This is a genomic window from Arthrobacter sp. Ld5 (assembly GCF_051172775.1).
Taxonomy (GTDB): Bacteria; Actinomycetota; Actinomycetes; order Actinomycetales; family Micrococcaceae; genus Arthrobacter_D.
The window spans coordinates 29,836-42,697 of record NZ_JBPKBO010000022.1 but is presented as its reverse complement, the minus strand read 5'-3'; the positions used below and the strand labels follow the sequence as shown (position 1 = coordinate 42,697).

General features: G+C 69.1%; 14 protein-coding genes and 1 pseudogene. 6 read left to right on the top strand and 9 right to left on the bottom strand.

The window, feature by feature from the left end; translation table 11 throughout:
- Positions 1-77: 77 nt before the first annotated feature.
- The 6 genes and pseudogenes from ACSGDB_RS10940 to ACSGDB_RS10915 form a co-directional block, all read right to left on the bottom strand.
- Complete coding sequence (locus tag ACSGDB_RS10940; RefSeq protein ID WP_434994725.1) at positions 78-773, bottom strand: LmeA family phospholipid-binding protein; 696 nt, start codon at positions 771-773, stop codon at positions 78-80.
- Between the two features lie 68 nt (positions 774-841).
- Positions 842-2,173: a phenylacetate--CoA ligase PaaK gene (paaK, locus tag ACSGDB_RS10935; protein WP_434994724.1), complete on the bottom strand. Its 1,332-nt coding sequence runs from the start codon at positions 2,171-2,173 to the stop codon at positions 842-844.
- A 43-nt stretch (positions 2,174-2,216) separates the two neighbouring features.
- A complete protein-coding gene (locus tag ACSGDB_RS10930) occupies positions 2,217-2,960 on the bottom strand; it encodes an IclR family transcriptional regulator (RefSeq protein ID WP_434994723.1) in 744 nt (247 codons plus the stop codon).
- A 1-nt stretch (position 2,961) separates the two neighbouring features.
- Positions 2,962-4,890 (bottom strand): FAD-binding monooxygenase, encoded by a 1,929-nt coding sequence (locus ACSGDB_RS10925; protein WP_434994722.1) that lies wholly within the window; start codon positions 4,888-4,890, stop codon positions 2,962-2,964.
- Positions 4,891-5,337: 447 nt separating this feature from the next.
- Positions 5,338-5,661 (bottom strand): annotated as a pseudogene (locus ACSGDB_RS10920) (monooxygenase family protein); the annotation flags it as partial.
- A 115-nt stretch (positions 5,662-5,776) separates the two neighbouring features.
- Positions 5,777-6,247 carry a hypothetical protein gene (locus ACSGDB_RS10915; RefSeq protein ID WP_434994721.1) on the bottom strand — a complete coding sequence of 157 codons (471 nt, stop codon included), beginning with the start codon at positions 6,245-6,247 and terminating at the stop codon, positions 5,777-5,779.
- Positions 6,248-6,704: 457 nt separating this feature from the next.
- Here ACSGDB_RS10915 and ACSGDB_RS10910 point away from each other — a divergent pair, with 457 nt between their 5' ends.
- The 3 genes from ACSGDB_RS10910 to ACSGDB_RS10900 all read left to right on the top strand — a co-directional run bounded on the left by ACSGDB_RS10910 (position 6,705) and on the right by ACSGDB_RS10900 (position 8,003).
- Positions 6,705-7,106, top strand: a complete 402-nt coding sequence (locus ACSGDB_RS10910; protein ID WP_434994720.1) for a VOC family protein — start codon at positions 6,705-6,707, stop codon at positions 7,104-7,106.
- The gene (locus ACSGDB_RS10905; RefSeq protein ID WP_434994719.1) at positions 7,103-7,582 is read left to right on the top strand and encodes a DUF664 domain-containing protein; all 480 of its coding nucleotides are present in this window, start codon (positions 7,103-7,105) and stop codon (positions 7,580-7,582) included. Before ACSGDB_RS10910 ends, ACSGDB_RS10905 begins: the two co-directional genes overlap by 4 nt.
- Positions 7,583-7,646: 64 nt before the next feature.
- Entirely contained in the window at positions 7,647-8,003 is a 357-nt protein-coding gene (locus ACSGDB_RS10900; RefSeq protein ID WP_434994718.1) for a YciI family protein, read from the top strand.
- Positions 8,004-8,047: 44 nt separating this feature from the next.
- Here the strand turns inward: ACSGDB_RS10900 and ACSGDB_RS10895 are convergent, their stop codons facing one another.
- From ACSGDB_RS10895 to ACSGDB_RS10885, 3 genes are all read right to left on the bottom strand, one after another.
- Positions 8,048-8,473, bottom strand: coding sequence for a hypothetical protein (locus tag ACSGDB_RS10895; protein ID WP_434994716.1), 426 nt, complete (start codon positions 8,471-8,473; stop codon positions 8,048-8,050).
- A complete protein-coding gene (locus tag ACSGDB_RS10890; protein WP_434994715.1) occupies positions 8,463-8,654 on the bottom strand; it encodes a helix-turn-helix transcriptional regulator in 192 nt (63 codons plus the stop codon). The genes ACSGDB_RS10895 and ACSGDB_RS10890 overlap by 11 nt, the downstream gene beginning before the upstream one ends.
- Before the next feature lie 137 nt (positions 8,655-8,791).
- Positions 8,792-9,505 (bottom strand): GntR family transcriptional regulator, encoded by a 714-nt coding sequence (locus tag ACSGDB_RS10885; protein ID WP_434994713.1) that lies wholly within the window; start codon positions 9,503-9,505, stop codon positions 8,792-8,794.
- Between the two features lie 126 nt (positions 9,506-9,631).
- Here ACSGDB_RS10885 and ACSGDB_RS10880 point away from each other — a divergent pair, with 126 nt between their 5' ends.
- The 3 genes from ACSGDB_RS10880 to ACSGDB_RS10870 all read left to right on the top strand — a co-directional run bounded on the left by ACSGDB_RS10880 (position 9,632) and on the right by ACSGDB_RS10870 (position 12,851).
- Complete coding sequence (locus ACSGDB_RS10880; protein ID WP_434994712.1) at positions 9,632-10,960, top strand: ABC transporter substrate-binding protein; 1,329 nt, start codon at positions 9,632-9,634, stop codon at positions 10,958-10,960.
- A gap of 149 nt (positions 10,961-11,109) precedes the next feature.
- On the top strand, positions 11,110-11,979 hold the full coding sequence (locus tag ACSGDB_RS10875) for a carbohydrate ABC transporter permease (protein ID WP_434994711.1): 870 nt from the start codon (positions 11,110-11,112) through the stop codon (positions 11,977-11,979).
- Between the two features lie 2 nt (positions 11,980-11,981).
- On the top strand, positions 11,982-12,851 hold the full coding sequence (locus ACSGDB_RS10870; RefSeq protein ID WP_434994710.1) for a carbohydrate ABC transporter permease: 870 nt from the start codon (positions 11,982-11,984) through the stop codon (positions 12,849-12,851).
- Positions 12,852-12,862: the final 11 nt, after the last annotated feature.

Sequence of the window (12,862 nt, the reverse complement as noted above, 5' to 3'; positions counted from 1 at the left end):
TCGGGGCACGGGGCCAGTATCGGCGTCCGATCCTCCGCTGGGGAGGGTCCTCGGTCCCCACCGGTCACCGGTCGGGATCAGCGCGCGAGCGCGACGTCCTCGCCCCTGAGGGTGGCGCGGAACCCGTCGTCCCGGACGGCGACCTCCCGGAGCACGAGGCCCTCGGGCAGGCCCTCGATCTCGTGCTCGATCGTGACGAAGCGGCGGACGAGGGCGGCGATCCCGTCGGAGAGGAAACCCGGGCCGCCGAGGTCGATCGAGCGCGGCTCCATGACGAGCCGGCCGCCCTCGACGTCGACGGTGCCGGTGGCCGTGACGGGCAGGTCCCGGCCGAGGACCTCGACGGAGCGCAGCACCGTGACCTGGCCGTCGTCGGCCGGGCGGACCACGGCGCCGCCGCCGAGCTCGGCGGCGACGGCGTCGAACGGCACGGTCGCGTCCACGGTGAGCCGGTCGGCGATCAGCCCGGCCGGTCCGGTGACCACGCCCTGCCCCTCGGCGCGGACGTCCCGCAGCGTCGACCCCGCGGCCACCACGGCGCCGGCCTCCAGTTGGAGGTCGGCGAACCACACCTCGTCCCCGGACAGCCCGGCCGGGGGCCCCACCGGGGGCTCGGGCGGGGTCGGGGATCCGGACTCCGTGATCGCCGGCGCGCCCCCGTCCGCGCCGGCCGGGCTGCTCGCCACCCACCAGAGGACCCCGACGGCGACCCCCAGGACCAGGAGCATCCCGAGAGCACCGATCAGCCAGTCCCTGACTCGTGTCCACTGCATCACCACAGTCTGGTGGAGCGGCGCCCCGGGCGCGACCCCGCCGCGGGTGTGCGGCGGCGTCGTCCCGGTCAGGCGCGGGGCCGCAGGTCGTAGATGCGCCGGAGCTTGCCGCTGGAGCGCACGAGGGAGCCCTGGTCCACGACGGTGACGGCGCACGTGGAGCCGATGTGCGTCTTGACCAGGTGCCGGAGTTCGACGGCGGCCGCGGCGGCGTCGGCGGCCGGAACGCCCTCCCGCGGCTCCACCTTGATGGTCAGCTGGTCCATCCGCTGCCCCTCGGGGCGCGTGAGTTCGAGCTGGAAGTGCGGGCTCAGGGCGGGGATGCGCAGCGCGAGCTCCTCGACCTGCGTGGGGAACAGGTTCACGCCGCGCACGATCACCATGTCGTCGCTCCGCCCGGTGATGCGTTCCATCCGGCGCATGCCGGGCCGCGCGGTGCCGGGCTGCAGCCGCGTGAGGTCGTGGGTGCGGTAGCGGATGATCGGCAGTGCCTCCTTGGTGAGGGACGTGAACACGAGTTCGCCCGCCTGGCCGTCGCCGAGCACCTGCTCCGTGAACGGGTCGATGATCTCCGGCCGGAAGTGGTCCTCCCAGATGTGCGAGCCGTCCTTGGACTCGACGCATTCGCCGGCGACGCCGGGCCCCATGACCTCGGACAGCCCGTAGATGTCGCACGCGTCGAAGCCCGCGCGCCCCTCGAGTTCCTGCCGCATGCCCTCCGTCCACGGCTCGGCCCCGAGCACGCCGGTCTTCAGGGACGTCGAGGACGGGTCGATTCCGGCGGCGGCCATCGTGTCGAGGATGGTCAGCAGGTAGGTGGGCGTGGAGAGGATGGCGTCGGGTTCGAAGTCCCGGATCAGCTGCACCTGCCGTTCGGTCTGTCCGCCCGAGATGGGGATGACGGTGCACCCGAGCCGCTCCGCGCCCGCGTGCGCGCCGAGGCCGCCCGTGAACAGCCCGTACCCGTAGGCGTTGTGGACCTTCCAGCCGGCCTTCACGCCGGAGGCGCGCAGCGAGCGCGCCACGAGGGTCGCCCACCGGTCGAGGTCCCCGGCCGTGTAGCCGACGACGGTGGGCTGGCCCGTCGTGCCCGAGGACGCGTGGATGCGGGCCACGCGTTCCTGGGGCACGGCGAACATGCCGAACGGGTAGGTGCTGCGCAGGTCCTCCTTCGTGGTGAAGGGGAACTTCGCGAGGTCGGCGAGGTCGCGGAGGTCCTCGGGGTGGACCCCGGCGTCGTCGAATTTCCGCCGGTACAGGGGCACCTGCGCGTAGGCGTGGGCGAGCGTGGCCTTGAGGCGGTCCAGCTGGACGGACTCGAGGTGGTCGCGGGACCACGTCTCCTCGGCGTCGAGGGTGGCGGGATCCGCGGCGGAGGCGCGGAGGGCGGTGGTGGTCATGGCTGGTCCTTCGCACGGAGGGGGATGGGCTGGTGGTACTGCATCACAGGACGGATCCGACGGCGCGGGCCGCTGCGGCGACGCGCGCGCCGATGGCTTCGACGGGCCGGTCGCTGCGGAGGTAGACGACGGCGAGCGCGGCGGGGAGCCCGCCGCGGACGTGCACGGGCGCGGCGACGGAACTGACGCCGGGTATCACCTCATCCCGGCTCGTCGCGTACCCGGTGGCCGCCGCGAGCCTGGATTCCTCGCGGTAGGGCGCGCCGGGCGCCAGGCGCTGCCAGTGGGCCTCGGTGAGGGCGGACTGGATGGCGATGCCGGGCGCCCCGGCGTCGAACGGGTGGCGCGAGCCGGGCCGCTGCACGAGGGTGCCCTCGCCGTGCGGCGGTTCGACGGCGACGAGGGTGACGCAGTGGTGCCGGTCGAGGACCGCGATGAACGCGGTCATCTGCAGCTCGGAGGCCACCGCGGTGAGCTCGGGCAGGGCCGCGGTCTGCAGCCGGGGCGCCACGCCCCGGGCCAGGTTCGCGAGTCCCGGGCCGGCCTGGAAGCGGCCGCCGGCATCCCGGACCACGAGGGAGTGCTCCTCGAGGGTGCGCAGGATCCGGTAGGCGATGGAGCGGTGCACGTCGAGCGCGCCGGCGATCTCCGCCGTCGTCAGCCCGTCCGGGGTGTCCGCGAGGATCTCGAGGGCCCTGATACCCCGGGACAGGGTCTGGGAGGCGGGGGCCGACGGCGTCGCCCCGGTCGCGTCCGTCGTGGGGCGACCCTCCGGTACGGTCCGCATGTCAGGCGACGGCCCGTCCGGCGCGAGGAGCCCCGGCACGGTCCGTCCGGGAGACCAGGAGCGGGGCGAAGAACGCGGCGAGGCCCGCCGGGTCGGCGAGCGGGAGCACGTGCGCCACGTACTGGTCGGGGCGGACGACGACGACGACGCCCGCCCGGTCGAGTCCGCGCAGGTCGAAGATGTCCGCGGCCGGATCAGCGGCGTACACCTTCTCGTAGTCGGTGAGCCCGAACGGCCCCACCGCGGGCGTGAACTCCGCCGGGACCCGCCCGATGTCCACCTGCGCGTGGCCCTGCTGGTAGATCACCTTCACGTCGAACCAGGCGTCCCGGTCGGTTCCCTCCGGCGTGGCGGCGAGCGGCGAGTCGGGGTGGCTGCCGATCCAGTCCGCGAACGCCCCGACGGCGGAGTCCGCGCCGGGCTCCGCGCCGTCCGCGAAGGCGTAGATGCGCCACCGGCCGTCGGCCGTCGCATGGTGGCCGAGGTGCATCGGGACGCCGTCGCACACGCGGACCACGGGCGCGGACTTGAAGCGCTTGCCGACGGGGAAGCCGGTGGCGAGGTCCTGGTGGGCGTTCCCGGCGACGAGCATCGACGGCGCGTACTGGGTCATGAAGCCCGCGGGGAACTCCATGGTCCGCACGTAGAAGTCCTCGAGTTCGGACGGGTCCGCGAAGTCCTCCGGCTTCCGCGCCATGAGGGTGGACCATTCCTTGTCGAAGGCGATGAGGTCCTTCGCCACGACCTGCCGTTCGGCGGAGTAGGTGGCCAGCAGGGCCTCCGGGCTGCGGCCCTCGAGGACGTGCCCGAGTTTCCAGCCGAGGTTGAAGCCGTCCTGCATGGACACGTTCATGCCCTGGCCGGCCTTGGCGCTGTGCGTGTGGCAGGCGTCGCCGGTGATGAACACGCGCGGGGTGCGGGTGCCCACGTCCTCCGGCCGGACGTCGTCGAACCTGTCGGTGAGGCGGTGCCCCACCTCGTAGACGCTGTGCCAGGCGACGTTCCGGACGTCGAGCGTGTAGGGGCTGAGGATCGTGTTCGCCTTGGCGATGATCTGCTCGAGCGTCGTGGACCGCACCGCGGCCTTGTCCGCCGGGTCCACCTCGCCGAGGTCGACGTACATGCGGAAGAGGTGTCCGCCCTCGCGCGGGATCAGCAGGATGCTGCCGCCGGCCCCGGACTGGATGGCGCACTTGCGGCGGATGTCGGGGAAGTCGGTGACCGCAAGGGCGTCCATCACGCCCCAGGCGTGGTTGGCCCGGTCCCCGGCGAGGGTGCAGCCGATCGCCTGGCGCACCGGGCTGCGCGCGCCGTCGGCCCCGACCACGTACCGTGCCCGTACGGTACGCTCCGCGCCGGCGTGCTCCCCCGCTGTGCGCACGAGGGTGACCCGCACCGGGTACTCCTGCTCGTCGTCGACCTCCAGGCCCGCGAATTCGAAGCCGTAGTCGGCTTCCATGCGGGTGGGGGCGTTCTTCATGTACTCGGCGAAGTAGTCGAGCACGCGGGCCTGATTGACGATCAGGTGGGGGAACTCGCTGATGCCGGTCGGATCGTCCTCGGGCCGGGCCGTGCGGACGATGCGCGAGGGATCCGCGGGATCCGGCTTCCAGAAAGCCATCTCGACGATCCGGTACGCCTCGTCGATGATCCGGTGGGCGAAGCCGAAGGCCTGGAAGGTCTCGACGCTGCGGGCCTGGATGCCGTCCGCCTGGCCGATGGCGAGCCGGCCCGGGCGGCGCTCCACGATACGCGTGGTGATACCCGGGAACTGGGAGAGCTGTGCGGCGGCGATCATGCCGGCTGGCCCGGTGCCGATGATGAGGACGTCGACCACGTCGGGGAGCTCCTGCGGGCGGTCGAGGCCGACGCCGGCGGCAGGCTGGACGCGGGGATCACCGGACACGTAGCCGTGATGGTGGAATTGCACGGGCGGGCCTCACTTCATTGTGGATGTGCCATTTGCGTTCGATAATCGAACGCACCGTTCTTCTTTTGTAGGGCGATGGTAGCCCGGGCAGCGCCGCGACTCAATGGGGGTGGGCGGTCGACGGCGCGCAGCCGCCGCGTCCGCCGTCATGGACGGAAGGCCAGCCGGCCGCCGGGACCACACGCCGCTTGACCCGACGCCCGCCTTCCGGTGAACTGGTAAGTGTGCTTATCAAAACGGGTCAAGAAGTCGGCCCGAGGATGAGCGCCCCGACGGCGTCCGGCCTGCAACGTACTGGAGGCCGGGCGCTCTCGCGGGGACACCCGACCTGACACCGTCTCCCTGGCGGCGCAGCGACGGATGGTCTCCCCCTCCGGCCACCCCCTCGGGCAGGGCGTCGGGCAGTTGGGCCTCTCGAACTGCGATGCCCGACCCACCCTCATCAACTCAGGGCAGCCTCCCGGCGAACCGGCCCATCCGCTGCCCGGCAGTGTTGGTCCCTGCTCCGACCGGAACATGGGCGGTCGCCTTGGCCAGGCCGACCCGGGGCATCCCGTTGTAGATGGTCTCGATGCCGGGGGCAGGCACAAGACAGGTCTCGTGCCAGACGCCGACGTCCCCGCTCCCGGCGCCCTCCTTCATGAATCGGCGCCAGGGCTCCAGGTGCGGGGCCTCCCTATCGGCGGCGAAGGCGCGGAGATGCTCCGGGCTCGTCCAATAGCTCAGTAGCAGGGTGGTCCGGCCGAACCACTGCTCATAACCCAGCATTCCGGCAGACCCGCGCCTGGACCGCCTGACCCCGCACCCCCCCCTCGGGCAGGGCTGGCGGGCACGAACCTCCTACCTCGAGTGGCTGTTAAAGACCACAGGGGTCATCTTGAGCGAATCAGCCGGGAAGGTACGGCTCGTACGGCTCGTACGGCTCGAGCGTGCCGTCGAGCACCGGCACGTCGAGGGTGGTGGTCTCGGTCGGGGCGGCCAGGGACAGCTCCGTGAGAGCGCCGGGTGGTTCCTCCACACCGGCGAGGATCTGCTCGTTCGTGTCCAGCGGGTATCGGCCGTCCGCCGGCACGGTCACCACGATCTGGTCGTCGGGGTCGCTGATCGTCACCTCGACGGGGGCGGAGGATTCGTTGACGAGCGTTCCCAGGAGGCGGCCGGGTTCGCCCTCGTCCGCGGACACGAGGAGCATGCTGCGCAGCTCCACGACCCCGACCTGCCCGTCCTCACCGGTGGTGATGGCATCCCTGGTCTCCTCGGGGGCACTGCACCCGGTCACCGCGAGGGCGGTCAGCAGTGTGAGCACGATGGAACGCCGCAGTGGGCTTCGCGTAGGACGGTCCGTGGGACGGTGCATGACAGCTCCTTTTCAGGCCGGCGGGTGCTGACCTCGATGTGTCGTCGGAGGTGCCGTTCTCGGAGCCGGCATCGGATTCCTCGACGACCGGTTCCTGACGGGTGGATTGTGCTGCGCCTGAACCGACCGTAAGCAGGCTTTCCAGCGACCCTCAACCGCCGTTGCTGCTTCGTGACAGGATCACGGGCTACGTTGCCTAATCGCAACTGGCCCGTTATTCAGGCGATCATCAGAATCCCGGGGCGGTCGCCCCGGGCCGGAACCGTCATCGCCGGGGCATCATGTCGGGGAGAACTTCCCGGCGCGTGCAGGCACCTCGACGCAGCCCGGGCGGATATCCTCACGTTCACCGAGGGATCACGCAGACTCCGATGATTTTCCTGCCGAAGGATCGTCCAACAGGCAGTGGAGGACTGTCCGGTCGGCTTCACATCAACGAGTGTCAGGAGAAACCATCATGGCTGCACCCCTTGTCTACATCAGCTTCCCCGGAACCGCGCGCGAAGCGCTCGGGTTCTATGCCGATGTCTTCGGAGGTGAGTTGTCCCTGCATTCGTACGAGGACCACGGGAGGACCGACGGTGCGCCGGACGCCGTCGCCCACGGAATCCTCGACGGTGTCGTCGCCCTCGCAGGCTCGGACACGCCGGCGGGAGAGCAGTCCGTGCGGTGCGAGGGCCTCATGCTCTCACTGCTGGGGACCGCCGAACCGGCAATCCTGCACGAGTGGTTCGACAAGCTCTGCGTCGGCGGATCCGCGATCGACCCCCTGGTCCAACGGCCCTGGGACGGCGCGGACGGACAGGTCACGGACCGCCATGGGCTTCGCTGGCTCATCGGCTACGAGTCCAAGGCATGAGTGATGCTCGACTGTTCGCGCAGCTGGCGGCGGAGCGCGCCCACGTGCTGCGCGCCGTCGAGGGGCTGACCGAAGCACAGATGAGCACAGCACGTGTTCCGTCGGGGTGGAGCGTGACGAACCTGTTGACCCATCTTGCGTTCGATGACGAGATGTTCTGGATCTCGGCCGTCCTCGGCGCAGATCCTGCTGCGATCGACGCCCTTCATGACGGATGGCACTCCACACCGATGACCGGCGCGGAAGCGGTGACCATCTATCAGGAACAGATCACCAGCAGCGACAGGGCACTCGTCGAGATCGACCTGGATGCCCCTCCCCTTTGGTGGCCCCCGGTCAGTGAGTTCGGCCACCCGCCCATGGCGGACGGGCGCGAGGTCGTGTTCCGTGTGCTCGCGGAGACCTCGGTCCATGCCGGTCACCTCGACATCGTGCGTGAACTGATCGATGGGCACCAGAACCTCGTCGTCGCCTGACCGACACGCCCACACCCCGCACCCCGCACCCGCAAGGACCGCTCACCTATCGAAAGGCCACCTGATGCCCGACTTCGCCATCCTCATCTACGCGGACGAGTCCCTCCATGCCCTCGAAGCGGCTGAGGCCGATCTGGAGGAAAACGACCGGCACGCGCAGGACCTCCAGGACTCAGGGGCGATGTCCCTCGCCTACGCCCTGACGCCCAGGGCCAGCGCGGTCTCCGTCCGACGCGGAGGCACGACGGCCGGCCCCTTCGTCCGGGCCGATCAGTTCGTCGCCGGCTTCTACGTCATCGACGCACCGGATCTCGACGCCGCCATCGCCGTCGCCCGCCTGAACCCCGCAGTCCGCACGAGCACGGGCGGGGTCGAAGTCCGCCCCGTCCACAGCGGAGGGATCATCACCGGGAGCCAGTAGGCCGCGCGACGCTCCTCGTCCGCGCCTCCGGCACGTATCGGGCTTCAGCTTCGGTGGTTGAACACCGCGAAGGAGGAGACCCCGGTGACGGCCAGGGCCCCCATGAGGAGGGTCATCACCATCGGCGCTTCGGCTCCGAAGCCGATGGCAAGAGTGGCCACGCCGACCGAGGGGAGGGAGACCAACCCGACGACGGCGAGTGCGCGCGTCAGGAGCGCGTCCTCACGCTCGTCCCCGGTCTGCGTCCACGCCCGCTCGAAGGTGGACGCCCGGTCCGGGCGGCGCAGCACCCGCCATGCCATCCCCAGGGCCGCGGCCATACCGATGCCGAGGCCGACGAGGAACCCCGGGATCATGTTTCCCGGCGCGTGCTGCCTCAGCAGCACCACGACGACGGCCATCAGGACGAGGATCACCGCGAGGATACCGAGGGCTACCACTTTGCGCCGTGCTGGCGTGTCAGTCTGCATGGAAGATCTCCTCTACCGGGTGTTGGAAGTAACGAGCAATGGCGATCGCCAGGGGAAGGGAAGGATCGTAGCGACCGGTCTCGATCGAGTTGATGGTCTGACGCGAGACCTGAAGAGCCTCGGCCAGGTCCTGCTGGGACATCCCGGCTCCCGCACGGAGGCCACGAAGACTGTTCCGCACGTCACCCCCCTAGGTGTAAAGGAACCTTGTCATGTCGAGTGTCCTTTACGCGGCGCTCATTGTCGAGACCCGCCAACCCCCCTGTTGCGGAAAACCCCGACGACCCGCCGTCGAGGAGTGGGCGGGTCGATGCCCTCTCAGCGGTGCGTGCGGGCGAAGAATTTGAAGCGGTCTCCCCGGAACACTGATCGGGTCCACTCGACCGGCACTCCCTCGGCATCGAGGCCACGTCGGTGGATGAGCAACAGGGGGGCGCCCATTTCGATGGCGAGGAGACGCACCTCCTCCGGGCCGGCGACCATCGTGCCCACGGTGTCTTCGGCTTCGGCAATATCCACGCCGTACTGGCTGCTGAGCACTGAATACAGCGAGCCGTTCTGCTCGAGCTGTCGCCGCAGGTCGGGCATGGACCCCGGGAGGTATGCCACCTCGTGCGCCACGGGCTCGCCATTGATGAGGCGTACGCGTGCGACGCGCGTGAGATCCGCGTCGGCCGGGACGCCGAGCTGCGCTGCCAGGTCGGCATCGGCGAGGATCGACTCGACGCCCAGGATGTCCGATGCACTCTTGAGGTGCTGAGCGTCCGCGTCCGCGGTGAAGGATGTGAGCTGGCGGAGGTAGCTGGGGCGCGAGGGCGCCACGAACGTCCCCTTACCTTGCGTGCGGTTCAGCATCCCCTCGGCCACGAGCTCGGAGATGGCTTGCCGAACGGTGGTCCGGGACGTTTCATAGCGGGCGGCGAGGGCGCGCTCGGTGGGCATCGGCGCTCCCGGACCGGCCTCGGCGGCCAGGCGGCGCAGGTCTTCCTTCACTGTGTAGTACTTCGGAGCAGTAGACACCAACGTGGTCATTCGATGATGATACCGCCGCGCCCGAAAATTGGTCTATGCCAATCCATTGACTTCGAAATTGGTCTAGTCCAAACTTGGGGAACTGAAGACATATCTCCCCGCTCGGCACCGGAAGGAACTATTGCGATGACTGCACCCAGGAGGTCCCGGCCCGCGGTCGTGACGATCGGCGCGGGCCTTTCCCTCGCCCTCATGCTGACTGCATGTTTGGGGGACTCGGGGGGTGACAACTCCTCCGACGGCACGATCGAGGTGTGGGCCCACAGCGGCCAAGCCGCGGAGGCGGAAGCACTCGGGACTCTCGTGGATGAGTTCAACGAGTCGCAGGACGACGTCACCGCCAACCTGACGCTCATTCCGGAAGCGGACTACACCAGCACCATCCAGGCGACCTCGGCCGATGAACTCCCCGAGGTCATGGAGATGGATGCCCCTACCATGGCCTCCTTCGCCTACGACCGGAAACTCATCCCGCTCGAGGGTGTCGTCTCGCCCGAGGCGCTCGACAACAGGATCAGCGGCGTCACGGAGAGCGGAACCTACAACGACGAGACCTACGCTGTCGGCCTGTTCGACGTCGGCCTGGGCCTGTGGGGCAACAAGGCACTCCTCGAGGAGGCAGGCATCGAAGCCCCCACCACGGCTGAGGAGGCGTGGACCGTCGACGAGTTCCGTGCGAATCTCGCCGAGCTGGCCGAGGTGTCACCGTCCGGCAAGGCCATCGATCTCGGGGAAGCCAACGGTTTCGCTGCCGAATGGGGGACCTTCACGACCACGCCGGACATCTGGTCTGCCGGTGGCACCCTGATGAAAGATGGCAAGGCGGACGGCGTGCTCAACAGCCAGGAGAACGTCGACGCGCTCGAGGAGTGGGCGTCGTGGCGGGAATTCGCGGACCCCAACACCAGCGGTAGCGCGTTCCCCGATGGACAGACCGCACTCACCTGGACCGGGAACTGGATGTACCCGACGTTCAGCGAAGCGCTGGGCGAGGACCTTGCCCTGATGCCCCTGCCCGACTTCGGCAATGGCACCAAAGCCGGCCACGGGTCCTGGCAGTGGGGCGTCACGCCCGCCGCCGAGGGCAACACGGAGGCCGCCGGATCCTTCCTGGACTTCCTCCTCAGGGACGAGAGCATCGCCACGATGGTCGAGGCCAATGCCGCAGTACCGGGCAGCACTTCGGCACTGGAGCAGAGCGAGCTGTACGGGCCGGGCAAGCCGCTCGAGCTGTTCGCCACCAACCTGGAATCGGCGTGCGGATCGGACAACGTGACCCAGGAGTGCATCGCTGTCGCGCGACCGGTGACCCCCGGGTACCCGACGGTGACCAGCTCCTTCGGCAGCGCCCTCCTGGCAATCTGGGGCGGAGCGGACGTGCAGGACGAACTCGATTCCGCGGCCCGCGCCATCGACTCCGACTTCTCGGACAACGACGGCTACCAGAACGACTAACCGGCCGTGAGGCGGGGCCGAACGGCCCCGCCTCCTTGTCAGAGGAGCTCGCCATCGCCACCACAACAGGCCTCACTCCCCCTCAGGCGCCGACAGCGGCCGAGCGGCCCAGACGACGAAGCAGGTCCGCCGGCCTCGCCGGCCCGCTCATGGCCACGCCGGCACTGCTGCTCCTGCTGCTGTTCGTCGCAGTGCCTTTCCTGGCAGCGATCGGGTTCTCGGCGTACAACGTCCGGCTCGGCGACCCCCGGGCACCGAGCTTCATGGGGTTCACCCAGTACGCGCGGATCCTGACCGACCCGGACGTCTCGCGCGACTTCCTCAGCGCGCTGCTGCACAACCTGATCTTCGCAGTGATCGTGGTACCCGTGCAGACAGCCCTGGCACTCGCCCTGGCGTTGCTGGTCAACAAGAGCATCCCGGGAATCGGCATCTTCCGGTCGCTGTACTTCCTCCCGGTCGTCTTCCCCATCGCGCTGGTCGCCATCATCTGGCGCCTCATCCTTGCTCGTGGTGACCAGGGCCTGCTCAACTCGGCTCTGTCCTTCTTCTCGGGAGGAGCGTTCGGCGCCCAGGACTGGCTGGGGTCCGAAGTCACCGCGCTGGCGTCGGTGATCGTCCTGTCCATCTGGCAAGGGTGCGGTTTCCAGATGGTCATCCTCCTCGCCGCGCTGCAGCAGGTTCCCGCGGAACTCTACGAGGCGGCCGAGCTCGACCGCGCCAACGCCTGGCACCGCTTCATCCACGTCACGGTGCCAGGCATCAAGACCACCCTGGTCTTCGTCGCCCTGTACACGATGATCCTGTCACTGCGCGTGTTCGACCAGATCTACGTTCTGGCGAAGTCCGGCGGCGGGCTCAACGAGGGGGCCACCCGGACCGTCATGTACGAAGCCGTCACCGCCGCCTTCGACGAGAACAACATCGGTCGTGCGAGCGCCATATCCGTCGTGTTCTTCGTCATCGTCGTCATCCTGTCCGTGATCCAGCGCCACGCCACCCGCGAGAAGGAGAGTTGAAGATGGCCCAGCCCGTCGCGCCGTCGCGGACGATCAGCAGACGTGAGCTGACGTCCCGCATTCCGCACTACGCCGCCCTGCTCATCACCGGCCTGCTCTTCCTCGCCCCCGTCGCCTATATGATCGCGGCGTCACTCGCCCCGGCAAGCGACACCCTCGCCGGCTTCGCGGTCTTCGATGTGACTCAATGGGGATTGCACAACTACTCGGGCGTGGCCTCGAGCCTGTCCTCGGACAGCACCGGGCACCTGTGGCGGTTCTTCGCCGTCTCGTTCACCGTGACCGTCGCCGTCGTCGGGCTGGGTCTCGTCGTGAACTCGATGGCAGCGTTCGCGCTCTCCCGCCTGTCCTGGCGCGGCCGAGGCGTCGCCCTTCTCGCCATCCTGCTCCTGCTGATCGTGCCCTTCGAAGCGGTCGCCGTCCCGATGTTCTACCTCTACAACGACGCCCGCAACACGCTGTGGATCCAGATCGTGCCGTTCATCGGCAACGCCCTGTCCATCTTCCTCTTCTACTCCTTCTTCTCCGGAATACCGCGAAGCATCGACGAGGCGGCGCGGATGGACGGGGCGGGGCCCTGGCGCATCTTCTGGCGCATCATCGCACCCATGAGCAAGCCCGCCTATGCATCGGTGGCGATCCTCACGTTCCTCACACAATGGGGATCCTTCCTCTGGCCGGTGCTCATGATCTCCGATCCGAACCTGCGACCGCTGCCACTCCAGATCAGTGTCTTCGCGGGGCAGTTGCCGCCCGCGTGGGGGCAGGTCATGGCTTTCGGTGTCCTCCTCGTCGTACCGGTCATCGTGGTGTTCCTCGTGTTCCAGCGCTGGTTCATCGAGGGCGTGGCGAGTTCCGCCGTCAAGGGCTAGGCCCTTCCCCT

Bases quoted from the DNA above. Each gene is read 5' to 3' on its own strand.
- ACSGDB_RS10880 (WP_434994712.1), top strand. From the start codon at position 9,632: ATGACTGCACCCAGGAGGTCCCGGCCCGCGGTCGTGACGATCGGCGCG.
- ACSGDB_RS10940 (WP_434994725.1), bottom strand. From the start codon at position 773: ATGCAGTGGACACGAGTCAGGGACTGGCTGATCGGTGCTCTCGGGATG.
- ACSGDB_RS10900 (WP_434994718.1), top strand. From the start codon at position 7,647: ATGCCCGACTTCGCCATCCTCATCTACGCGGACGAGTCCCTCCATGCC.
- ACSGDB_RS10885 (WP_434994713.1), bottom strand. From the start codon at position 9,505: ATGACCACGTTGGTGTCTACTGCTCCGAAGTACTACACAGTGAAGGAA.
- ACSGDB_RS10870 (WP_434994710.1), top strand. From the start codon at position 11,982: ATGGCCCAGCCCGTCGCGCCGTCGCGGACGATCAGCAGACGTGAGCTG.
- ACSGDB_RS10895 (WP_434994716.1), bottom strand. From the start codon at position 8,473: ATGCAGACTGACACGCCAGCACGGCGCAAAGTGGTAGCCCTCGGTATC.
- ACSGDB_RS10905 (WP_434994719.1), top strand. From the start codon at position 7,103: ATGAGTGATGCTCGACTGTTCGCGCAGCTGGCGGCGGAGCGCGCCCAC.
- ACSGDB_RS10910 (WP_434994720.1), top strand. From the start codon at position 6,705: ATGGCTGCACCCCTTGTCTACATCAGCTTCCCCGGAACCGCGCGCGAA.
- ACSGDB_RS10915 (WP_434994721.1), bottom strand. From the start codon at position 6,247: ATGCACCGTCCCACGGACCGTCCTACGCGAAGCCCACTGCGGCGTTCC.
- ACSGDB_RS10875 (WP_434994711.1), top strand. From the start codon at position 11,110: ATGGCCACGCCGGCACTGCTGCTCCTGCTGCTGTTCGTCGCAGTGCCT.
- paaK (WP_434994724.1), bottom strand. From the start codon at position 2,173: ATGACCACCACCGCCCTCCGCGCCTCCGCCGCGGATCCCGCCACCCTC.
- ACSGDB_RS10930 (WP_434994723.1), bottom strand. From the start codon at position 2,960: ATGCGGACCGTACCGGAGGGTCGCCCCACGACGGACGCGACCGGGGCG.